The sequence below is a fragment of the Saccharothrix sp. S26 genome, assembly GCF_021390395.1.
Taxonomy (GTDB): Bacteria; Actinomycetota; Actinomycetes; order Mycobacteriales; family Pseudonocardiaceae; genus Actinosynnema.
Window position 1 is genome coordinate 1 of sequence record NZ_JAJUWT010000033.1, and the last position, 21981, is coordinate 21981.

Consider the following 21981-nt stretch of genomic DNA (forward strand, 5'->3'; position numbering starts at 1 on the left):
GTCACCCGCTGCACCGGCATCACCGTCTGGGGCATCCGCGACAGCGACTCCTGGCGCGCCTCCGGCACCCCCCTGCTCTTCGACGGCTCCGGCAACAAGAAGGCCGCCTACACCTCGGTCCTCAACGTCCTGAACAGCGGTACGGGCACGTCGAACCCGACCACCAGCGACCCGACCGGTCCGACCACCACCACCCCGCAGAACCCCGGTGGCAGCTGCACCGCGACCTACTCCGAGGGCCAGAAGTGGAGTGACCGCTTCAACGGCCAGGTGACCGTCTCGGGCACGAACAACTGGGTCGTCACGGTCACCGTGTCGTACCCGCAGCGGATCATCGCCACCTGGAACACCAGCGCCACGTGGGAGAGCGCCAACGTGATGACCGCGCGGCCCAACGGCAACGGCAACACGTTCGGCTTCACCATCCAGCACGGCGGCAACTGGTCCTGGCCCAGCGTCTCCTGCCGGGTCGGCTGAACCGGCGCGGGGAAGGCCTGAGGCCACCGGGCCTTCCCCGCGCCTGCGACGACCCCGCCCCACATGCCCGGGGCGGGGTCGTCGTGCTGTCGGGTCAGACGAAGCGCCAGAGGTGGTCGTTGGTGCCGTTGTCGTCCCAGATCACGATCTGCGCGCCGCGGGCGGTGGAGGCGCCGTTGACGCCGAGCACGCGCCCGCCGTTGCCGCACTGGATGCGGAAGTAGCCGTTGCCGCCGTAGCGCAGCCGCCACTTGTGGTCGGTGGTGCCGTTGTCGGCCCACTGGAGCACCCTGGCCCCGTTGGCGTTGGCCGCGTTCTCGACGCCGAGGACCTTGTTGCTGTTGGAGTTGCGCAGCCGGAAGTACCCGTCGGGGTCGAGCACGGCGGTCCACAGGTGGTCCGCGGTGCCGTTGTCGTCCCACTGCACGACCAGGCCGCCGTCCGCGGTCGACATGTTCTGCACGCCCAGGACCAGGCCGCTGGCGAGGTTCTGGATGCGGCGCGCCCCCGTGGGCACGAACCGCCAGCGGTTGTCGGCGGTGCCGTTGTCCTGGTCCTGCACGGCCTGTGCGCCCGCCGCGGTGGAGCCGTCGAGGATGGCCAGCAGCTTGCCGCTGTTGCCGTTGCGCAGCTTGTGGGTGCCGTCGCCGTTGTCCAGCACGGTCCACTTGTGGTCGGCGGTGCCGGTGTTGCTCCACTGCACGACGCGGGCGTTGTCCGCGGTGGACATGTCCTGCACGCCCAGCACCTTGCCGCTGTTGAGGTTGCGCAGGCGCACCGCGCTGCCGTCGACGAGCAGCTCCCAGTTGTGGTCGGCGGTGCCGGTGTCGTTCCACTGCACGGCCTGGCCGCCGTCCGCGGTCGACATGTCCTGCACGCCCAGCACGAGCCCGCTGGCCGCGTTGACCAGCCGGTAGCCGCCGGTGGAACCGCCACCGCCGCCGGTGGTGCTCCAGTAGACGGTGTAGTTGAAGCCGTGGGCGTCGTAGAACGGGCCGAGGTTGACCGTCGCACCGTCGGCGCGCGCGGTGAACGCGAGGCCCGAGGTGCGGGTGATCGAGGTCGGGTCGAGCACCGGCAGCCTGGACAGCGCGGTGTTGCCGTAGTTGCCCGACAGCACGACCGGCCCGAAGGTCACCGCGGCGACGGCCGGGTTGTCGTTGGCCGGTTGCAGCACGACCCGCATCGGCAGGCGGACGGTCACCGTGTCGCCGGAGGCCCACGACCGGGTGAGCGCGGCGTACGTGCCGGGCGTGGTGGCGATGTCCTGCGCCACGCCGTTGACGCTGACCGTCGCGCCCGTGGTCCACGCCGGGATCCGCAGGCGCATCGTCCACGACCCGCTCGCGTTGCCGGTCACGGTCAGCGTGGTGGTGTCGGAGGCCGGGTACGTCGTGGTCTGCGTGACGGTGATCCCCCGCTGCGCCCACGTCAGCACCGACGGCGTGTACAGGTTCACCGTCAACGTGGTGCCGTTGTGGAAGTAGATGGAGTTCGCCAGCGACGTGTTGACCTCCAGCGCGGTGCCCTGGCAGCACCAGAAGGTCGTGTAGTCGGTGCTCCAGTTGCCGCCGCCCCAGGCGGGGCCGGTGTTGCCGCGCCGGTGGCCGGGGTTGAGGCCGGTGAAGTAGCAGATGTGGCCGTGCGGGTCGGCGGTGTTCTGCTGGCCCAGGAGGTGGTTGAGCAGGGCGCGCTCGTAGAAGTCGAAGTAGGAGGCGCGGTTGGGGTCGAGCAGCCACAGCTCGCGCGTCAGCTTGAGCATGTTGTAGGTGTTGCACGCCTCGGCCGTGTCGGTGTTGAGGTACGCGGCGATGGCGTTGGGCGCGCGGAAGTGCTCGGCCTGGCTGTTGCCGCCGATCACGTAGGTGTGCGCGCCGACGGTGATGTTCCAGGCGTTGGACGCGATGTCGCGGTAGCGGGTCGTCCCGGTGGCCTTGTACTCGCGGGCCGCGCCGATCCACTTCGGCACCTGCGTGTTGGCGTGCAGCCCGTTGAGCCGGTCCTGGTTGGCGGCCAGCGGGTCGAACACGGCGGCGTGGTCGAACCGCTGCGCCGCGGTCAGCCACCGGCTGTCGCCCGTCTGCTGGTACAGGTCGGTGAGCACGGCGTTCATCCCGCCGAACTCCGTGCCCAGCACCCGCTGCATCTGGCTGTAGGACAACCGGGCCGTGCGCCAGTCCACCCACCCGGCGAACCGCAGCAGCACGTCACGCGCCTGCGTATTGCCGACGTGCCGCCAAACGTCGAGCAGGCCCGCCAACGTCTTGTGCAGCGAGTAGTACGACACCGACTTGGGCGAGCCCGCCTCCATCGCGTCGAAGTCCGACTCGGGGAAGCCCGACAGGTAGCCGGTGTTGAACCCGGCCGCCGCGTTGTTGGCCTGGCACTTGGCCAGCTCCGCCACCATGTAGTTGGCCCGGTCGCGGCACGTGGTGTCGCCCAGCACGGCCCACGCCTGCGCCCACGCGCTCAGGAAGTGCCCCTGGCTGTGCGTGCGGAACGGGAAGTTGGGCGCTTCCCACCCACCGAGCGCCGCCGCGCCCTGCGTCGACAGGCGGTGGTTGGCGCGGAAGTTGTAGAGCAGCCGGTCGACGTCGACGAACTTCAGGTACGACAGGGTCCGGGTCTGGTTGTCCATCCAGCGGCCGGGGCTCAGGCGCACCTCGCCGAGGTCGAACGGGTAGGCGGACACACCGAGGTCGGCGCGGGCGGGCGGCACCGTCGCCGCGGCGGCGGACCCCGAGGTCAGGCCGGGCACGGTCGTCGCGACGGCCGCGACACCGACGGCTTGCAGCAGCGTTCGGCGGCTCAAGGGTGACGACATTGAGCTCTCCTGTGGGTTGGGTGCGGTCGGGGGCGCCTCGTGGCGCCGTCGGCGGACGGCGAGGCGGGTGGGCGGACCTGGCGGTGGCAAGGGGGAAGACCGGGCTCACGGGTCCGCGGTGGTCGCGCCGGACCTGGAGTCCTTTGTGGAGGGTGTGATTCGCGCTCAGGCGCCGAGCGGCGCGCTCGCCGCGGGCTGCCGTGTTCGTCGCATCGAGGTCCCCTCGTCGTCGTTGACGGGCGGTCGTGCCGGCGGACGCGTGACCGACTCGGGCCTGGCGACCCGACTGCCAGCACAGTAGCCACCGCGGAAACGGGCCGTCAACGGCGAGCGGGAGCTAAAATGTTCACGCTCACTTTAGCCGCCGGCACGGACCTCGGCCGCCCTTCAGGGTCCGGACCTGCTGTTACATCGATGGAATCCCGCCGCCTACCGCTCGCCTGATCCACTATTGGACCACTGGGACGCCTCTCTGTGTGAGCGTGAACATCGAGCCTCGGCGGGACCGGGCAGGTCGGCGGCGCAACGCGGTGCCGAGGTCGAAGACCTCGGAAAGCGCGCATGGCCCGGCCAGCCCCGGCAGGACACCATCGCGCCGTCCACGGCGTCGGGCTCGTCGACGAACGTGGCGCCGGCCTGCTCCAGGTCGAACTTCAGCGGCGGGTAGCCGGCCGTGGTGCGGCCGCGCAGCAGGCCCAGGGCGGCGGGCACCTGCGGGCCGTGGCAGATCGTGCCGACCGGCAGGTCGCGGTCGAAGAAGTGGCCGACGATGCGGGCCACGTCCGGGTCGGTGCGGATGTACTCCGGTGCCCGGCCGCCCGGGATCACCAAGGCGTCGTAGTCCGCGGGGTCCACGTCCGCGAACGCCAGGTCCACGGGCAGCAGGTGGCCCGGTTTCTCGGTGTAGGCGTCCCAGCCGGGCTCGAAGTCGTGCACCACGAGCTTCACCGCGCGGGTCGTCGGCGCGGTCACGATCGCCTCGTGACCGCCCTCGCGCAAGCGGAAGACGGGGTACATCGAGTCGAGTTCCTCGGCGGCGTCGGCGGTCAGGACGAGCACTCGCGCCATGGTCACTCCCCTTCCCCACCGCTGCGGTGCGCGCGGTCGGGGGCACGTGGATTCGCGTGGATGCGGTAATGCCGATCCAGCCTGGCACGGCGGAGTTCGCATTCACAAGAACCCGTCACCGATCGGCCGCGCGGTCCCCATTCGGCCGATCCGGCACGCTAAAAAATATCGCCGGTTATTTAGCTCCGCCATGGTCGCCCACCGCGTCCGGCCGATCCGCGGTGGCCCGAAAAGCGCACCGGGACAGCCCGTTCGGATCAGCGCAAGACGCGGCGAGGGCGGTGGCGCAACGCCTCCGCCGCCGAACGGGTCCGGTATTCGCGCCCCGCGACCGGTAGGAAAGACCTGTCGGTCGACCGGTGGTCGATTCTGGGAGGGGATCGCACATGCGCCCGATCACGGTCTTATTTCCCGCGTTGTTGGCGGTGGCCCTCGCGGTCCCGGTCACGGCCGCACGAGCCGGTCAAGCACACCAGGTCCCGCCGCCCGGGTGGACGCTCACCGCCGGCGGGCTGGCGTGGACGGCTCCCGCCCCGATCCCACCGGGTGGCGCGGAGATCGAGTTCTGGGACGACGACCGGTTGCTGGGCGTGCCGCGCCCGTCCCGGGACCTGCGCACCTACACCCTCGACGCGGTCGACGTGGCCGACGTCGACGGGCTCCAGGTGCGGGCGTCGGGCCGGCGGGTGGACGTCGAGGAGCCCGTGCCGCCGTCGACCTCGACCACCGCGACGCCGCCCGCGGCGCGGCCCGCCGGTGACGTCGACCCCGGCGTGCCCGGTCCGTTCGCCACCCGCACCGGGGAGTACGAGGTCGACCCGATCACCGTGCCGGGCTACCCCGCGCCGCTGGAGATGAAGGCCGTGGTGGTCGCGCCGACCGGTGCGCCGGGCAGGCGGCCGCTGGCGCTCTTCCTGCACGGCAGGCACATCACCTGCTACCACGGGACCCAGATGCTGCTGGAGTGGCCGTGCCCCGCGCCCGCGAAGCCGGTGCCGAGCCACCGCGGCTACCTCCAGGCGCAGCGGTTGCTCGCCTCGCAGGGCTACGTGACGGTGTCGGTGTCGGCCAACGCGGTCAACGCCCACGACGCGCTGGACTTCGAGTCGGGCGCGGGCGCGCGGTCCGCGCTGGTGCGCGCCCACCTGGCGAAGTGGGCGGACTGGGCGGGCCCCGGTCGCGGTCGGGCGCCGGAGGCGGTCCGCGCCGCGCCCGTCGCCGACCTCGGCAACGTGGTGCTGGTCGGGCACTCGCGCGGCGGCGAGGGCGTCAACCGGGCCGCGCTCGACAGCCTCTCGCCCCCGGACCACGACGGCCCGGCGCGGTGGACCGTCCGGGGACAGGTGCTCATCGGCCCGACCATGTTCGGGCACAACCCCGCGCCGGACGTGCCGTCGGTGACGATCCTGCCCGGCTGCGACGGTGACGTGTCCGACTTGCAGGGCCAGCTGTTCGTGGACGCGACCCGTGGCGTGAGCGGCGGAACCGCGCTGCACAGCGCGCTGTACTTCGTCGGGGCCAACCACAACTTCTTCAACACCGAGTGGACGCCCGGCCAGGCCGAGGCCCCGGCCTCCGACGACTTCCGCGACACGTGGGTCGACGCGGTGTGCTCTCCCGGGACCGCCACCCGGCTCACGGCCGCGCAGCAGCAGACCGCGGGCGCGACCTACATCGCCGCGGCGGCCCGGTTGTTCGTCGCGGGTGACCGGCGGGTGCTGCCGCTGCTCGACGGGTCGGGGGTCCGCGCGCCCTCGGCCGACCCGGCACGCGTGCTCGCCCACGCGGTCGGCGGTGCGCGTTCGGGGTTCGTCGTGCCCGATGGGACGACGTCGGCGAGCGGGTCGGCGCGGGTGTGCGCGCAGGTCTCGGCCGACCCGGAGGTCGCGTGCGCCGATCCGGCCGCCCGCCCGTCACCGCACTTCACCCGGTTCAACCGGGTCGTGCCGGAGTCCGGGCGGTTCGCCGTGGCGCTGCGGTGGACCGCCGACGGGCAGACCGCGACCGTGCGCCCCGGCGCGCCGGTGTCGTTGGCGGGTGCGCGGCAGTTGGCGCTGCGGGTCGCCGTGCCGCCGAACAGCACGGCGACCCGCTTCGACGTGGCCGTGACCGACGCGGCCGGGCGGCGCGCGGTGCTGGGGACGGTCTCGCTCGACGGGCTGCCCGCCACCGAGCGGCTGTCCGCGGACTGGGCGCAGGAGGTGCGCGTGCCGCTGCCGCCGCGCGGGCTCGACCTGCGTCGCGTCGCCGAGCTGGAGCTGGTCCCGCACGGCGCTGTCGGCCGGGCGTGGCTCGTCGACGCCCACGGCTGGTCGCCCGGCCTGCCGGAGCCCCGGCCGGTGGCCCTGCCGCGGGTGGACGTGGGCGCGCTGACCGTCGAGGAAGGCGACTCGGGCACGCGGACCGTCCGGTTCCCGGTCTCGGTCACCGGTGCGGGTGAAGGTGCGGTGCGGGTGTTCGTCCAGCAGGAGGACGGCCGCACGTACCGCGAACGGGTGGTGGCGGTCGAGCCGGGGCAGCACGAGCTCGAGGTGCCGGTGGAGATCGCGGGCAACACCCGCTGGAGCCTCGACCTGCGGCGCGTGGTGCTGGTCAAGGCCGTGCGAGGTGCGGTCGTCGGCCACTACTCGGACCGGCTCACCGTGCCGAACGACGACCCGTTGCCGACCATCACCGCCACCCCGGTCACCGACGCGGTCACCGAGGGCGGCACGCTGCTCTGGCGGGTGACGCTGTCCGACGCGACCGACTCCAACCTGACCGTCGCGGGTCGGGCCGTCGCGCCGGACGGGGCCGAACTGTCCACCACCGACGTCGACGAGGTGTGGTTCCGCCAGCGCGTGTCGCAGGAGGAGCCGCTGCCGTCGCGGCCGTTGTCGAGCACCGGGGTGCTGGTGATCGCCTACTTCCAGCGCGGGGAGGTCGGCAAGGACGTGTTCGTGCTCACGGCGGCCGACGCGGAGGTCGAGCCGGTCGAGCTCGTCCGCTTCGACCTCGCCCCGCGGGTGACGGGTGCGCCGAGCGTCCCGATCACCGGCTCGGTGACCGACGGGACGCCCGCCGGGCGGTGACGCGGTCCTCGTCGGGCTTTCGGCGGGCACCGGCCCGAAGTCCTGACCTCTGGTTCAATTGACCGGTGAACGCTGACGCACCGCTCACGGGGTCCGCCTCGGCCGGGGACCTCCTGCGGCTGCTGCGCGACGGCGTGCCCCGCACGCGCAACGAGCTCGCCGCGGTGACGGGCCTGGCGCGCTCGACGGTGCGAGCCCGGCTGGCCGCGCTGCTCGACGCGGGCCTGGTGAGCGACGGCGGGAACGAGGCGTCGACCGGCGGGCGACCGGCCGGCCGGTTCGTGTTCAACGCCAGGGCCAGGGTCGTGCTGGCCGCCGAGGTCGGCGCGACCCACGCCACGGTCGCGGTGACCGACCTGACCGGCACGCCGCTGGTCACGCGGCACCTCGACCAGGACATCGCCGACGGGCCGGACGTCGTGCTGGGCGCGCTGGTCGCGGCCTGGCGGTCGTTGCTGGCCGACGCCGACCTCGGCCCGGTGCGCCCGGCCGGGGTCGGCATCGGGCTGCCCGGCCCGGTCGAGCACTCCACCGGCCGACCGAACAACCCGCCGATCATGCCGGGCTGGGACGGCTACGACGTGCCCGCCCGCGTGAGCGCGGAGTTCGGCGTGCCGGTCCTGGTGGACAACGAGGTGAACCTGATGGCGCTGGGCGAGCACACGAAGTGCTTCCCCGACGCCCGGCACCTGATCGTGGTCAAGGTCGCCACCGGCATCGGGTCCGGCTTCATCAGCAACGGCATGCTGCACCGCGGCGCGGTCGGCGCGGCCGGCGACCTCGGCCACATCCTCGCGCCCAACGCGGGCGACGTGCCGTGCCGCTGCGGCAACACCGGTTGCCTCGAAGCGGTCGCCGGCGGGCCCGCGATCGCCGGGTCCCTGCGCGACCTGGGCATCGAGGCGCACACGAGCGCGGACGTCGTCGCGCTGGTCCGGGCGGGCAACCTCGAAGCGGGCCAGGTCGTGCGGCAGGCGGGCCGCACCATCGGCGAAGTCCTCGCCGCGTGCGTGAGCATGTTCAACCCGTCGCTGATCGTCGTCGGCGGAACGGTCGCGCTCGCCGGGGAGATGCTGCTGGCCGGCGTGCGGGAAGCGATCTACCGCCGCTCCCTGCCGCTGGCCACCGGGAACCTGCGCATCGTGCCGTCCCAGGCGGGCGACGACGCGGGCGTGCTGGGCGCGGCGGCGATGGTGGTCGAGCACGTGCTCTCCCCCGCCGTGGTGGACCGCCACCTGGCCTGAGCCGCCGGCCGGCGTCACCGCGCCGAACCCCCGACCCGGTTCGCCGGCGTCACACCGGGTGCAGCTCCTGGTCGTAGCCGGTGATCGTCCGGACTTCCGCGATCAGGCGCGTGATCGCGGCCTGGGGTGCGCGGTCGGTCCACACCACGGCCAGGTCGAAGCGCTCCGCGTCGACGACCGGGATCCACCGCACCGTGGCGGCGGGCAGCAACACCTCCAGCGGTCGCGGTGCGAGCCAGATGCCGCGGCCTCGGCCCACCTCGAACAGGCAGTCCGCCACCAGGGGCACGACCGGGCCCAGCGGCGCGGGGCGGCCGTCGGGCCTGGGGTCCACCAGCCAGAACCGCTCGGCCTCCGCCGACGTGAGGACGTCGGGCCGCACGACGGGCTCGTGCGCCACGTCCGCCAGGGTCAGCTCCGGGCGGTCGGCCAGGGGGTGGCGGGTGGACAGCACCGCGGACCGGGGATCGCTGCGCACGACCGCGTGGTGCAGCCCGACGTCCCCGACCGGCAGCCACATGAAGGCCGCGTCCGCGTGCCCGTCGGTGAGCAGTGCCAGCTCGTGCTTGGGGTCCTGCGCGCCGATCAGCCGGACCCGCAGCCCGGGCACCGCCCGTTCCAGGACGTCCGCCACGTCGACGGCGAACAGCGACGTGGCGGCGGGACAGCAGGCCACCCGCAGCGTGCCCGCCTCGGCGTCGGCCGCGGCGCGGACCCGTGCCACCAGGCGTGCCACGTCGTCGACGACCGTCGCGGCCCCGGCGGCGAGCTCCTCCCCCGCCGCGGTGAGCAGCACACCGCGCGACGTGCGCACGAGCAGGGCCACGTCCAGCGCGCGTTCCAGCTGCCGCACGTGCGTCGACACCGCCTGCTGCGTCAGGTGCAGCGCCGTCCCGGCGGCGGTGATGGACCGCTCGCGCGCCACCGCCAGGAACGACCGCAGGTGTCGGAGATCGATGTCGCTCACGACCACACCCTAACCCCACAACGATCCGCTGTGCCCGGCACAACGCATCGTTGTTTCCCTTGTGCGGTCGGGACATCCAGACTCTTCGTGGCCCCAGGCCATTGGATTTCACCCAGAAAGCACAGGAGTTCCCAGTGAACGATGACCACACGCGCCTGCTCGACCTCGTGGAGCGCCAAGCCGTGGTCGAGGTCTGCACGCGCATGGCGTGGCACGCCGACCGACGCGAGTGGGAGGCGCTGAAGACCGTGTTCGCCGACGAGGTGCGGCTGGACTACACGAGCCTCGACGGCGGCGAACCCGTCGTGCTGTCGCCGGAGCGAATCGTCGCGGGCTGGTCCGGTGTGCTCGGCGGGTTCGACGCCACGCAACACCTGGTCGCCAACCACCTCGTGACGCTGCACGGCGACACCGCCGCGTGCACGGCGTCGTTCCAGGCCACCCACCGGTTGGCGGACCCCTTCGGCGCGCCACTGTGGACGCTCGGCGGCGTCTACCGGTTCGACTTGGTGCGCACCGACGGCGAGTGGCGGATCCGCGGCGTCGTGATGACGGCGGAGTGGGCCGACGGCAACAAGGAGCTGATGGCGAAGGCGGCCGGATGACCCGGCCCTGCCCCGCCGTCCGAACCGATCACCGATCACCGAAAGAGGAACGTTCGTGACGACCCGGCAGACGGTCACCTTCCCCAGCGGCGACGCCACCCTGACCGGCACCCTCTACCGGCCCGACACCGGGGCACGTGCTCCGGGGGTCGTCGTGGCCGGCACGTGGACGAGCGTCAAGGAGCTGATGTCCGACCGGTACGCGCAGCGGCTGGCCGATCGGGGCTTCGCCGCCCTGTCGTTCGACTTCACCGGTTTCGGCGAGTCCACGGGCGAACCGCGTGACGTGGAAGACCCGGCGCTCAAGGTCCGCGACATCCACCACGCGGTGGGCTTCCTGGCCTCCCACCCCGCCGTCGACCCCGACCGCATCGGCGCGCTGGGCATCTGCGCGGCCGCGATGTACATGGCGGACAACGCCGCTGGGGATCCCCGCGTCGGCTCGTTGGCGCTGGTCGCGCCGTGGCTGCACGACGCCGAGATCTGCGAGGCGGCCTACGGCGGCGCGGACGCGGTCGCCGAGCGGATCGAGGCCGCCCGCGCGGCCAGGGCCCGCTACGCGGACACCGGCGTCGTGGACTACGTCCCGGTGGTCGGCACGACCGACCCGCGTGCCGCGATGCCGTACGACATCGACTTCTACCTCAACCCCGAACGCGGCGGCATCCCCGCGTGGCCCAACCGGTTCGCCGTCATGGCGTGGGAGGGTTGGCTGACCTACGACTCGATCTCGCTGGCCCCGAAGATCACCCAGCCGACCGTCCTGGTGCACAGCGAGGACGCCGCCATCCCCGACGGCGCACGCCGCTTCCACGCCGGACTGGCCGGCCCCGGGGACATCCTCTGGACCCGAGGCACCCAGTTCGACTTCTACGACCAGGAACCCCAGGTCACCCTCGCGGCCGACACCGCGGCCGCCCACTTCGGACGGACGCTCGCGTGATCGTCGGACACAGGCGCGGGCGGCTGCGGCCCGTCCTCGCCACCGCCTTCCTGTTGGCGATGGTGGCGGGCTGTTCGGACGACGTCGCCGCGCGGCCGGGCCGCTTCGCCTCACCCGACCCGGGATCGGTCAACACCCACTGGATCCGCGCGCCGGAGGGCCTGGTCGTCATCGACACCCTGCGCACGCCGGCTGACGCCGAGCGGGCCATCGCGGAGATCAGGAAGACCGGCGAGCCGGTGGCCGCCATCCTGCTCACCCACTCCCACCCTGACCACGTGGGCGGCGCCGGGGCGTTCCACCGGGCGTTCCCGCAGGCACCGATCCACGCGTCCCGCTCGACCGCCCGGGCCATGCGCGAGGACGAGCGGGGCTTCTACCCGCTGGCGCACTCGGCGAACGCGAACTTCCCCGCCGAGCTGACCCACCCGGACCGGACGTTCGACGACAACGCCCCGCTGCACGTGGCCGGCCTGGACTTCGAGACGGCCACGTTCGTCGGGGGCGAGTCCGACACGGCCACGGCCTACTACCGCCCCGACACCGGCGACCTGTACTCCGGTGACCTCGCGACCGGCCAGGTCACCCCGGCCCTGATCGAGGGCCACAGCTGCGGCTGGCTGCGCGTGCTCGACGAACTGGCCCGCCGCTTCCCCGCCGCCACGACGATGCACCCCGGTCACGGGGCACCGGGCCCGGCCACGGAGCTGATCGCGGAGCAGCGCCGCTACCTGCACCGGTTCCGCGACCTGGTCGGCCCCGCCGTCGCGGCCGACTCCCCCGAAGCCACCACCATCACCACCGCCGAGGAAGCGTCGATCATCGCGGAGCTGGAGCGCACGCACCCCGACCACCCACCGGTCGCCGACCTGCCGGACCTCGTCGCGGCGAACATCCGAGCCGTCGGCGGCGAACTGTCGACCGAAGACCCGACCACCTGCCCGTGACGCGCCGGGTTCACGAGCCGGTGCCGCCGTGGTCGTTGCTCACGATCAAGGTCACGCCGGGTTCCGCGGCCTCGATGCCGGCGAACCGGCAACGCCCTGATGAAGCGCTCCCCCGGCATCACGCCGCCGCGGACGTCCTCGTACTGGAGGTCGCCGACGCGTAGTTCTGTTGCTTCCGGCCGTAGCTGATGAGGACGTGGCTCGACGTGCGTGTTCTCCGGGTGCGCCGGGAACGAGGAGCCGCGCATGTCCCTCGTCACGACCTCACGGCACGCGGGGCGATGCGGTCCGCCCGCTCCATCGCCGGACGATGCGCTTGACAAAGGCAACGGAAAGCGCTTTCCATAACGCCATGACCGCCGACGACCGGCCGTTCGAGCGCCACCGCTTCGACTACTCGCCCTGGGCGTTCTGGGACGAGGCGGACGAACGGGCCAGAGCACGCCAGCGGGACCTCCGACGGGACCTCGTCGAGCGGCGCGGGTACGGGATCGGGGAGCGTTGCTTCGTCTCCGAGCTCGCCTCCGTGCAGAACGAGGTGCTCAACCTCGGTGACGGCAGCTACGTCGCCGCGGGCGCGTACCTGAGCGGGTCGCTGCACGCCGGGCGTGACTGCACGATCAACCCGTACGCGGTGGTGCGCGGCGAGGTCCGACTGGGCAACGCCGTGCGCATCGGCGCGCACACCTCGATCCTCGGGTTCAACCACACCGTCGACGACCCCGACACCGAGGTGTTCCGGCAGCCTCTCCGGTCGGTCGGCATCACCATCGGTGACGACGTCTGGGTCGGCTCGCACGTCGTGGTCCTGGACGGGGTGACGGTCGGCGACCGGTCGGTCCTCGCCGCCGGCGCGGTGGTCACCAAGGACGTGCCGGCCGGCGCGATCGTCGGCGGCAACCCGGCGAAGGTGCTGCGGTGGCGCGTGCCCGCCCTCCGGTCGGACGACCTCGTCGGCGCGCTCACCGCGTTCGCCGACACCGCGCACGCCCAGGCGCAGCGCGTGCTGGAGCGCTGCTGGAACCCCGACCTCGGTCTGTTCACCGACCAGCCGCAGGCCCCGCCGACGGTCCGCGCCCAGTGCGACGCGATCGAGGTCGCAGACCTGCTCCTCGGCCGCGCACCCGACCAGTTGCCCGCGCGGGCCCAGGTCGACCGGTTGCGCGGCTGGCAGGATCCGGAGACCGGCCTGGTCGGCGGGCTCGGCGAGGACGGCGTGGCACGACCTCCCCGTGGCGGACTGTCCGACCCGGACGCCGCCTACCACGTCCTTTCCGTCGGCTACGCCCTGGACCTGCTGGGCAGCGGGTTCGCCGAGCCGGTCCACGCGGCGGCCCGCATGAGCGCCGAAGAGGTCGTCGCGGGCCTGGAGCGGCAGCCGTGGGCGACCAACGCCTGGTCGGCCGGTGCCTGGGTGGACGCCCTCGGCACGGCCCTGCACTGGAACCGGCGACGCGGGACGCCCAACTCGCCCGGCGCGACCGAGGCCCTCTTCGGGTGGCTGGTCACCGCGGTCGACCCGCGCACCGGCACGTGGGGCCGCCCGTCGTCCGACGAGGGCCTGCGGCAGGTGGTCAACGGCTTCTACCGCGCGTCACGCGGCACGTTCGCCCAGTTCGGCCTGCCCGTGCCGCACCCGCGGCGGGTCGTCGACACGGTCCTGGAACACGCCCGCGACGCCCGCTTCTTCCGCCCCGAACGGCAGGACGCCTGCCACGTGCTGGACGTCGCCCACCCGCTGTGGCTGACCCGCCACACCGGGCACCGCGCGGACGAGGTCGCGGCCCTGGCCCGCCGACTGCTGACCGACGCGGTGAGCCGCTGGACCGACGGGGCCGGTTTCGCCTTCCGCGCGCCCCACCCCACGACCACCGGCCTGCTCACCACCGCACCGGGCTTGCAGGGCACGGAGATGTGGCTGGCGGTGATCTGGCTGCTCGCCGACCTGCTGGGCCTGTCCGAAGCGCTGCCCTACCGCCCCCGCGGCGTCCACCGCCCCGAACCCGCCATCACGCCCTCCTGACCACAGGAGGCACCGGGCTCACACCGCCCGGCCACTGACGCAACGAACCCGCGTCAGTCGCCCTCACGCCGAGTCAGCACGAGAGGCTCGTCGTCGGTGATGGCGATCGTGTGCTCGGAGTGCGCGGTGCGCGAGCCGTCGGCCGAGCGGATGGTCCAGCCGTCGGGGTCGTAGACGATCCGGTCGGTCGTGCGGGTGAACCAGGGTTCGAGTGCCAGCGTCAGGCCGGGGCGCAGGGTCATGCCGCGACCGGCCCGCCCCTTGTTGGAGACGTGGAGGTCCTCGTGCATGGTGCGGCCGATGCCGTGGCCGCCGAACTCGGTGTTGACCGGGTAGCCGTGGTCGCGGGCGACGGCCCAGATGGCGGCCGAGATGTCGCCCAGGCGGTTGCCGGGACGAGCCACCTCGATCGCCGCCTCCAGCGCTTCCTCGGTGGCGCGGATGATCCGCAGGTCTTCCTCGGCGGGCGTGCCGACGATGATGGTGCGGGCCGAGTCGGCGACCCAGCCGTCGATGCCGACCGCGAAGTCCGCGCTGAGCACGTCACCGTCGCGCAGGGTGTAGTCGTGGGGCAGGCCGTGCAGGACGGCGTCGTTGACCGACAGGCAGATGACGTTGCGGAACGGCCCCCGCCCGAACGACGGCGCGTAGTCCCAGTAGCACGACTCGGCCCCGCGCCGGTCGATCATGCCCCGGACGTGGTGCTCCAGGTCCAGCAGGTTGACGCCCACCTCGGCGAGCCGGCCGACCTCGGCCAGCACCTCGGCCACGAACCGCCCGGTCACGTGCATGCGCTCGATCTCGGCGGGCGTCTTCAGTTCGATCACGAGAACCTCGCGTCCCAGGATGTCGGTATAGTAATACCGTCACCCTAGCACTTGCCGGTATAGTAATCCCAACCGTATCGTGGCGACATGGTCCGCCAACCGCTCACGCCCGAGCAGATCGAAGCCGGCCGACGCCTGGGCGCGCTGCTGCGCCGCGCACGGGCGGGACGCGAGTTGACGGAGGTCGCGCACGCGGCCGGCATCTCGCCGGAGACGCTGCGCAAGATCGAGACCGGCCGGCTGCCGTCACCCGGCTTCGGCACGATCGTCTGCCTGGGCGAGGCGCTCGGCCTGCCCGTGCAGGAGTTGGCGGAGACCTGGCGCGGCGTCGACCTGCCGCTGGGAGCCGTCTCGTAGCGAGCGGGTGGGGCGGGTGTCCCCCGCCCCACCGACCGGTCAGAGGTGCGGCAGCTCGACCTCGACCTTGCGGCCGTTGAGCGGCTGCACGGGACGGGCGTTGCCCGCGTAGAACAGGCTCTGGAAGCGGGACACGGTCGCCTGGGTGACCGTCTTCTCGCCCATCACGAACCACTGCACGCCCTCGGTGAACGGCGCGGTGGTGAGGGAGCCGGTGTAGCGGGCCGTGGCGCGGTTCACCGGCAGCAGGGTGTTGAGGTCGATGTCCTCCAGGTGCACCTCCTCGCCGCACTCGGGCGCGAGGTGGGCCAGCACGCTGTCCACGGTGGACGCCGCGCCGACGCGCAGCGGCACGCCGATCACCAGGAGCGCGCCCGCCGCGCTGCGGTGCACCAGGTGCATCTCCAGCGGGTCGGCGTGCCCGGCGAAGCGGTGCTCCGACGGGGTGTGGAAGTGGAACTGCACGAGGTCGTACCGGACGCCGGAGAGCGTGACGTGGCCCGCGCCGGGCTCGACCTCGAACTCCTCGGTCTCCTCGTGGTCGCGCACGGTGCAGCCGTTGGCCGCGGCGGCGTCCTTGCGGACGTAGTGCAGGTCGCCCGCGGCGTGGTGGCCGTAGGAGATCTCCAGCTGGGGCAGGTGCGGGTTGATGCGGATCGACGACGGCGTGATGTCGATCGGGCTCTGCAACGGCACCTGCGACTGCGCCGGCGCGGCACCGGCGGTCAACAACGCGCTCAGGACGACGGGGACGGCGATGGCGATAATGCCTTTTCTTGCCACAGGGTGAAGCCCTTCGGAAAAAGCGGACCCGGGCCGGATCACGACCCGCCCGGCGGGAACATCACCATCTTTCACCCGTTCGAGTGACCGCCGTTAGGGCGACAAATCACCCACACAGGGCACGGAAGACATAACGATCTGTGCCATTGATCACAGATCGTGCAAAACGGCCGGAGCGCACCGAGACGCCGTCAGCGGAACGGCGGCAGCTCAGCGGCGTGCGGGGCTGGGTCGTTGCGCTCGTCCAGCCCCATCACGGCCGGAGCGCGTCACCTGCTGCCCGGCGGGCCGGCCGGCGGCGAAGATCACCACGCTCGCGGTGCCGGCCGTCGTCACCAGGACCGCGGCCATGCCGGCACGGGCCGCGCCAACCCGGTCACCAGCGGCACCACGACGTCACGGACGCGCAGCGCTTCGTCCACCTCGGTCACGTGGTGCGCCTCCGCGGCGGGATCGCGCGGTTCCGGCTCGGCCGGCGGCGCGGCGTCCACCGGCGTGCCCTGCGACTCACACCGCACCACGACGACCTTCTCGACCTGCGGCTCCGGCAGGCCGCACGTGCCTGGTCCATCTTGATGGGCGGTGCTGCGCGGGACACCGCCCCGCAGTGCGACCTCGGCCGGGGTGAACCCCGACCGCACCTGCACGCGGCGCGGCAGCACGACGAACTCCGCCGCTCGCGGTTTCCACCGATCTCGGCGGGATCGCTGGTGACGGCGCTGGAGTCCCGCGACAGCGACGGCGTGCCCGCGCCTCCCACCGCGTCCCGCGGCGTCCACGGCCCGGGTCCGGCCGGTCACCCGAGCCCGGTCCCACCACCGCGATGCCAGTTGACCGCGATCCCACGGCGTCCAACGGCTTGATCCCACGCCCTCGGGCCCCGCTGAGGTGGTCGGGCAGTCGCGATCGGACCCCGTGCGCCGCCGTGCAGCCGACGACCGGGGTCCGGCGACCTCCTGTTGGCCCGAGGGTCCGCCGTTCGCGCGCGATCAGTCCCGGTGCCGCTCCTTCGGCTTGGCCCCCAGCGCGAGCGCGAGCAGCGCCCCGGCGACCAGGCAGCCGCCGACCAGCCACAGGCCGGCGCGTTGCGTGCCGGTCAGGTCGCGCAGCCACCCGGTGACGTAGGGGGCGGCGAACCCGCTGGTGTTGCCCAGGGAGTTGATCAACGCGATGCCGCCCGCCGCGGCCGTGCCGGTCAGGAAGCTCGACGGCAGCGCCCAGAACGTCGGCAGCGCGCAGCACACGCCGACCGCGCACACCGTCACCGCCGCCATCGCGGCGTAGGGGTCGCCCAGGTAGAGCGCGACGGGGATGGCGCAGCCGCCGAGCAGCATCGGCAGCGCCACGTGCCACTTCCGCTCGCCCGTGCGGTCGCCGTGCCGCGCCCAGAACACCATGGCCGCCGCCGCGACGACGTACGGGACGGCGGTCACCAGCCCGGCCTCCAGCACGGTCAGCTCGGTCCCGAACTGCCGGCCGAACCCGGCGATGATCGTCGGCAGGAAGAACCCCAGCGCGTACAGGCCGTAGGCGATCGCGAAGTACACGAACGCCAGCCCGAGGACGCGGGGGTGCCGCAACGCCATGCGCAACGGCCAGTGGTGCTCGGCCTCGGTGGCGCGGCGCTCGCGCTCCAGCTCCTCGGTGAGCCAGCGGCGCTCGTCGGGGGCCAGCCAGGTCGCCTGCTCCGGCCGGTCGGTCAGGTAGAACCAGGTGGCGAACGCGAGCAGGATCGCGGGCACCCCCTCGACCAGGAACATGAACCGCCAGCCGGACAGCCCGAACACGCCGTCGCCGTGCGAGATGAGCAGGCTGGACACCGTCGCCCCGATGGCCGAGGAGACCGGGATCGCCGTCATGAACAGCGCGACCGCCTTCGCGCGCTGCGCGGCCGGGAACCAGTACGTCAAGTAGAGGATGATCCCCGGGAAGAACCCGGCCTCCGCGACGCCGAGCAGGAACCGCAGGACGACGAGCGTGGCCGCGTTGGGCACGAACGCCATCGCCGTGGCCACCACGCCCCAGCTGATCATGATGCGCGCCAGCCAGCGGCGCGCGCCGAACCGGTGCAGCGCGAGGTTGCTCGGCACTTCGAGGATCAGGTAGCCGAGGAAGAAGATGCCGGAGGCGAACCCGAACGCGGTCGCGGTGAGCCCGAGCTCGTCGTTCATCCCGTTCGGGCCGGCGAACCCGATGTTGACGCGGTCGAGGTAGTTGACGAAGTAGAGCAGGCCCAGGAAGGGCAGGATCCGGACGGCGACCTTCGCGAGCACGCGGTCGCCGGCGGCGGTTGACCCCATCGGCATGATCGGATCCAAGTCCCGCGGCCGGTGACCCGTCAATGCGCCGCGCGGCGGTTCTCGCCGATCGCGCGACGGCTCCGATTCCATAGCGTTCCGGTCTCATTCGAGTCACACTGGGAAGTGACAGCACGGGCAACTCGACGCGGAGGTGAGCGGGATGGGACTGCCGGACCACGAAGCACGTGCGCTCGCGCAGATCGAGCGGCAACTGATCGACGACGACCCCCGCTTCGCCGCCCGACTCAGCCGCACCCGCTCGTGGTCGCGCATCCCGAGGCGGGTGCTGTTCGCGTCGGCGCTGTGCCTGACCTACGCGGTGGGGCTGCTGGCCGTGATCGCGGGCGTGACGCTGCCGTCGGTGGTCCTGATCGTGCTGGGTTCGGCGATCACCGCCGCCTTCCCGACCGCGGTGGCCGTGCGGGCGTGGCGGGAGCGGACCGTCCGGTTCGATCGTTAGCCCAACGTTGGCGCGGCGTTGGCGGCGCTCACTTGACTGCCCGGGTCACTCGTCCTCCGAGGAAGGTCCGGCTCAATGGCACCAGACGCCGCGGTGGCCCCCACGCGAACCCCGCTCCGGAAAGCCGCGGTCCGGGCCGAGGTCGGCCCGCGGATCGAGGCGATCGGACAGGAGGCGCAGGCCGAGCCCGACTCCGTGGTGGGCAGGCCGACCGGCGGCCAGGTGCCCGCCGACCCGTTCGCGAGTCTGCGCGGTGTCGCGGGCTGGGCGCTCGACTACGTGGCGTTCCTGCGCGAGCCGATCGACCGGCTGGAGGGCGACCCGGGCAGCGTGCGGGCGACCGCGGACGCGATCGGGGCCGCCGCGCGACGGCTGCGCGAGCTGGCCGAGGCGCAGCGGGAGACGTTGGCCAAGCCCGAGGGGTGGACCGGCGTCGCCAGGGACGCCTACCAGGCCAGCATGGAGGCGCTCGGCGAGGAGCTGAGCGCGGTGGCCGACGCGGTGGCCGTGAAGGGCGTCGTGGTCGAGAGCACCGGTGCGATGGTGCAGGCGTTGCGCGAGGCCGTGCTCCACACCGTGGGTCAGTACTCCGACTCGCTGGTGCCGGGCGCGATCCACGCCTACGTCTTCGCCCCGGTCACGTTCGGCGCGTCGATCGCCATGTTCCTGGGCTCGGTGGTGGACAGCGCCACGCAGCTCGGCACGACCATCGCGGGCAAGATGGACGACCTGACCGCCGCCCTGACCCGCCAGGTCGACCGGATGCGGCAGCTGGACGAGATCGCCGACGACATCGGCCGCCGGTGGGACCGCTTCGAGGCCGCCGCGGGCGGCGAGGCGACCGCCACGATGGCCCGCACGGTCGCCAGGCCGTCGGCGGGCGAGCGTGAGACCGAGGCTTCGCGGCCGATGACGCGCGCGACGGTGACCGCCGAGCACGCGGTGATGCGGCCGATGGCGAACAGCGTCGTGGCAGCCGAACCCGAGCACGCCTTGCTGCGCCCGATGGAGAGCCACCGGGTGGCAGCCGAACCCGACCACGAAGCGCTGCGCCCGATGGTGAGCGGGACGGTGGCGGCCGAGCACACGGCGATGCGGCCGATGGAGGCCAGGCGACTGGTGGTCGCCGACGAAGCGGAGCCGCTCCAGCCGATGGAGGCCAGGCGGGCGTTCGCCGTCGAGCACCAGGTCGCCGAGCCGGTGCTGCGGGCCACCCGGGAGACCGCGGTCCGCCGGGTCACCGAGTAAGCGCCCTTCCCCCACCTGCCTTCCGCGGAGAGAACGCCATGGTCACCAACTCGTCCCCCACCACGCCCGCATCGGTCGGCGGCCCGGGCTTCACGATGGACCGGTCCGCGATCGACTCGCTCCAGCAGCAGGCCGACGAGCTGCGCACCGGCTACGAAGAGGTGTCGTCGAAGCTGTCCGGCCAGGCGCTGGCGGGCAACGCGTTCGGCAGCGTCGGTTCGTTCGCCGCCGAAGCGTTCAACGCCTCCAACGGCAGGTCGGTCGACCTGGTGGGTCAGGCCGCCTCGATGTTGGGCCTGGTCGGCGAGGGCCTGAAGGCCACCGCGCAGACCCACCTCGACGCCGACCGCGCCAACGGCGAGCAGTTCACCACGATGGCACCGGCCGAGATCACCCAGGGCCCACCGGGCGCACCGGCCGCCCAGGGCGCACCTTCGGGCGGCGCACCGACCACCCAGGCCCCGCCGGTCGCCACCGAACAGCCTCCCGGCGGTTCCGGAGCCCCGATCCCGGACCACACCACGCAGGCCCCTTCCGCGGACCCGGTGCCCACACCCCAAGGCACGACCGGTCAGACACCCCCACCCACCCCCGATCCCCGGCAAAACACCCCGACCACCACAACTCCGCAAAGCACCCCGGCTCCCACACCTCCGGCCGCCACACCCCCGGCCGCCACACCCCCGCAAGCGGCCCCGGTGCCGGACTTCCCGGAGATCCCCGACCCACCCCCGGTCCCGAACGGCTCCACCGGCGGCACGACCCCGCCGCCGATGCCCCCGATCCCCGAAGCACCCAAAGACCTGTTCAAACAGCCCACCATCCCCGACTCCAGCACGTCCGGCAGCACCGGCACGGGTTCCGGCGACGGAAACCCCGGCGGCACGGGCACTTCGGCCACCACGACCCCGCCGCCGATGCCTCCCATCCCCGAAGCGCCCAAGGACCTCTTCAAGCAGCCCACGATCCCCGACCTGACCTCACCCAGCGGCACCGGCGCGTCCGGCGGCACCGGCACGACGCCGCCGCCCGCGCCGCCCGTCCCCGAAGTGCCCGAGGACCTGTTCAAGCAGCCGACGCTGCCCGACCTCGACGCGGGCGGCTCCGGCGGCGGCACGGCCGGTGGGACCGACCCCTCGGGTGACGCGGGCAAGTCGCCGCTCCCGGACGACGCCCGGCCCGAGCCCGGCGAGCCCTCACCGGCCCACGACCGCCACCCCTCGCCCGAACGCGACGAGCACGGTCTCCCGATCACCTCGGTGGACGGCAAGCCCTGCGTCGACCTGCGCGACCTCCCGGCCGAGGAAGCCGAGCGCTGGCAGGAGAACCTCCGCGACATCCTCGCCACCAAGGGCGAGGGGTCGTTCTTCTGGGCCGGCGACACCATCGACACCGAGGGTCAGCGGCACTCCCTGATGGACCTGGCCGAGTTCATGGCGAACCTGGACGGGCGCGCCGAGCCGACCGGGCGGCCGGAGGTGTCCGATGACGTCACGGCCAGCCCGGCTCGCAGCGCCAACGGTGACGTCTACGTGCTCGTCGGCCCGAACCGCGCCGAGGACGGCCCGGTCGAGCTGGCCGACTTCCCGACGTTGCAGGGCAATCCCCGCGTCGAGCGGGTCTTCGCGATCGACGTCGTCACCGGCAAGGAGGTGCAGATCCACCCGAAGGGCCCGGCGACCGAAACGTCGTGATCCCGCCGGACTCGGCGCATCGTGACCACCGAGATCCCGCCGATCGGCCTGATCGGGTCGGAGTTCGCGTGACGTCGCCGCCGTGCACGTCACCCGGCCGTCCGTGCTGCGTGACGCCATACCTGCGTGACGCTGGTCGTGGT

The 21981-nt window shown here is 72.9% G+C and carries 19 protein-coding genes; 12 read left to right on the forward strand and 7 right to left on the reverse strand.

All coding sequences use genetic code 11. From position 1 onward, the window contains the following. Positions 1-477, forward strand: a 477-nt coding sequence (locus tag LZG04_RS38455; protein WP_233826695.1) for an endo-1,4-beta-xylanase, incomplete at its 5' end; no start/stop codon positions are given. Between the two features lie 94 nt (positions 478-571). On the opposite strand, the gene LZG04_RS38460 is transcribed toward LZG04_RS38455, so the two are convergent. Continuing rightward, a complete protein-coding gene (locus tag LZG04_RS38460) occupies positions 572-3301 on the reverse strand; it encodes a beta-L-arabinofuranosidase domain-containing protein (RefSeq protein WP_233826697.1) in 2730 nt (909 codons plus the stop codon). 429 nt (positions 3302-3730) lie between these two features. Next, entirely contained in the window at positions 3731-4369 is a 639-nt protein-coding gene (locus LZG04_RS38465) for a DJ-1/PfpI family protein (RefSeq protein ID WP_233826699.1), read from the reverse strand. Positions 4370-4755: 386 nt separating this feature from the next. On the opposite strand from LZG04_RS38465, the gene LZG04_RS38470 reads away from it, so the two are divergent. Further along, entirely contained in the window at positions 4756-7440 is a 2685-nt protein-coding gene (locus LZG04_RS38470) for a hypothetical protein (protein WP_233826701.1), read from the forward strand. 65 nt (positions 7441-7505) lie between these two features. After that, entirely contained in the window at positions 7506-8684 is a 1179-nt protein-coding gene (locus tag LZG04_RS38475; RefSeq protein WP_233826703.1) for an ROK family transcriptional regulator, read from the forward strand. A gap of 49 nt (positions 8685-8733) precedes the next feature. Here the strand turns inward: LZG04_RS38475 and LZG04_RS38480 are convergent, their stop codons facing one another. Next, the gene (locus LZG04_RS38480) at positions 8734-9651 is read right to left on the reverse strand and encodes a LysR family transcriptional regulator (RefSeq protein WP_233826705.1); all 918 of its coding nucleotides are present in this window, start codon (positions 9649-9651) and stop codon (positions 8734-8736) included. 134 nt (positions 9652-9785) lie between these two features. Here LZG04_RS38480 and LZG04_RS38485 point away from each other — a divergent pair, with 134 nt between their 5' ends. The 5 genes from LZG04_RS38485 to LZG04_RS38505 all read left to right on the forward strand — a co-directional run bounded on the left by LZG04_RS38485 (position 9786) and on the right by LZG04_RS38505 (position 14169). Beyond that, complete coding sequence (locus LZG04_RS38485; RefSeq protein ID WP_233826707.1) at positions 9786-10256, forward strand: nuclear transport factor 2 family protein; 471 nt, start codon at positions 9786-9788, stop codon at positions 10254-10256. 55 nt (positions 10257-10311) lie between these two features. Further along, positions 10312-11199, forward strand: coding sequence for an alpha/beta hydrolase (locus tag LZG04_RS38490; protein ID WP_233826709.1), 888 nt, complete (start codon positions 10312-10314; stop codon positions 11197-11199). Beyond that, positions 11196-12146: an MBL fold metallo-hydrolase gene (locus LZG04_RS38495; protein WP_233826711.1), complete on the forward strand. Its 951-nt coding sequence runs from the start codon at positions 11196-11198 to the stop codon at positions 12144-12146. The genes LZG04_RS38490 and LZG04_RS38495 overlap by 4 nt, the downstream gene beginning before the upstream one ends. Then, positions 12143-12310: a hypothetical protein gene (locus LZG04_RS38500; RefSeq protein ID WP_233826713.1), complete on the forward strand. Its 168-nt coding sequence runs from the start codon at positions 12143-12145 to the stop codon at positions 12308-12310. The genes LZG04_RS38495 and LZG04_RS38500 overlap by 4 nt, the downstream gene beginning before the upstream one ends. Before the next feature lie 188 nt (positions 12311-12498). Beyond that, positions 12499-14169: an acyltransferase gene (locus tag LZG04_RS38505; RefSeq protein ID WP_233826715.1), complete on the forward strand. Its 1671-nt coding sequence runs from the start codon at positions 12499-12501 to the stop codon at positions 14167-14169. Positions 14170-14222: 53 nt separating this feature from the next. Here LZG04_RS38505 and map read toward each other — a convergent pair whose 3' ends face one another. Further along, positions 14223-14996, reverse strand: a complete 774-nt coding sequence (map, locus tag LZG04_RS38510; RefSeq protein WP_233826717.1) for a type I methionyl aminopeptidase — start codon at positions 14994-14996, stop codon at positions 14223-14225. Positions 14997-15083: 87 nt separating this feature from the next. Between map and LZG04_RS38515 the strand changes: the two genes are divergently transcribed. Next, positions 15084-15353: a helix-turn-helix domain-containing protein gene (locus LZG04_RS38515; RefSeq protein ID WP_233826719.1), complete on the forward strand. Its 270-nt coding sequence runs from the start codon at positions 15084-15086 to the stop codon at positions 15351-15353. Between the two features lie 39 nt (positions 15354-15392). Here the strand turns inward: LZG04_RS38515 and LZG04_RS38520 are convergent, their stop codons facing one another. The 3 genes from LZG04_RS38520 to LZG04_RS38530 all read right to left on the reverse strand — a co-directional run bounded on the left by LZG04_RS38520 (position 15393) and on the right by LZG04_RS38530 (position 18436). Then, positions 15393-16136, reverse strand: coding sequence for a carbonic anhydrase family protein (locus tag LZG04_RS38520; protein ID WP_233826721.1), 744 nt, complete (start codon positions 16134-16136; stop codon positions 15393-15395). A gap of 332 nt (positions 16137-16468) precedes the next feature. Continuing rightward, the gene (locus LZG04_RS38525) at positions 16469-16798 is read right to left on the reverse strand and encodes a hypothetical protein (protein ID WP_233826723.1); all 330 of its coding nucleotides are present in this window, start codon (positions 16796-16798) and stop codon (positions 16469-16471) included. 327 nt (positions 16799-17125) lie between these two features. After that, positions 17126-18436 (reverse strand): MFS transporter, encoded by a 1311-nt coding sequence (locus LZG04_RS38530; protein WP_374202976.1) that lies wholly within the window; start codon positions 18434-18436, stop codon positions 17126-17128. Between the two features lie 160 nt (positions 18437-18596). On the opposite strand from LZG04_RS38530, the gene LZG04_RS38535 reads away from it, so the two are divergent. The 3 genes from LZG04_RS38535 to LZG04_RS38545 all read left to right on the forward strand — a co-directional run bounded on the left by LZG04_RS38535 (position 18597) and on the right by LZG04_RS38545 (position 21838). Continuing rightward, positions 18597-18896 carry a DUF3040 domain-containing protein gene (locus tag LZG04_RS38535; protein WP_233826727.1) on the forward strand — a complete coding sequence of 100 codons (300 nt, stop codon included), beginning with the start codon at positions 18597-18599 and terminating at the stop codon, positions 18894-18896. A 75-nt stretch (positions 18897-18971) separates the two neighbouring features. After that, positions 18972-20144: a hypothetical protein gene (locus LZG04_RS38540; protein ID WP_233826729.1), complete on the forward strand. Its 1173-nt coding sequence runs from the start codon at positions 18972-18974 to the stop codon at positions 20142-20144. Between the two features lie 38 nt (positions 20145-20182). Further along, positions 20183-21838: a hypothetical protein gene (locus LZG04_RS38545; RefSeq protein ID WP_233826731.1), complete on the forward strand. Its 1656-nt coding sequence runs from the start codon at positions 20183-20185 to the stop codon at positions 21836-21838. Positions 21839-21981: the final 143 nt, after the last annotated feature.

Bases quoted from the DNA above. Each gene is read 5' to 3' on its own strand.
- LZG04_RS38460 (WP_233826697.1), bottom strand. From the start codon at position 3,301: ATGTCGTCACCCTTGAGCCGCCGAACGCTGCTGCAAGCCGTCGGTGTC.
- LZG04_RS38465 (WP_233826699.1), bottom strand. From the start codon at position 4,369: ATGGCGCGAGTGCTCGTCCTGACCGCCGACGCCGCCGAGGAACTCGAC.
- LZG04_RS38470 (WP_233826701.1), top strand. From the start codon at position 4,756: ATGCGCCCGATCACGGTCTTATTTCCCGCGTTGTTGGCGGTGGCCCTC.
- LZG04_RS38505 (WP_233826715.1), top strand. From the start codon at position 12,499: ATGACCGCCGACGACCGGCCGTTCGAGCGCCACCGCTTCGACTACTCG.
- LZG04_RS38515 (WP_233826719.1), top strand. From the start codon at position 15,084: ATGGTCCGCCAACCGCTCACGCCCGAGCAGATCGAAGCCGGCCGACGC.
- LZG04_RS38530 (WP_374202976.1), bottom strand. From the start codon at position 18,436: ATGGGGTCAACCGCCGCCGGCGACCGCGTGCTCGCGAAGGTCGCCGTC.
- LZG04_RS38535 (WP_233826727.1), top strand. From the start codon at position 18,597: ATGGGACTGCCGGACCACGAAGCACGTGCGCTCGCGCAGATCGAGCGG.
- LZG04_RS38540 (WP_233826729.1), top strand. From the start codon at position 18,972: ATGGCACCAGACGCCGCGGTGGCCCCCACGCGAACCCCGCTCCGGAAA.
- LZG04_RS38545 (WP_233826731.1), top strand. From the start codon at position 20,183: ATGGTCACCAACTCGTCCCCCACCACGCCCGCATCGGTCGGCGGCCCG.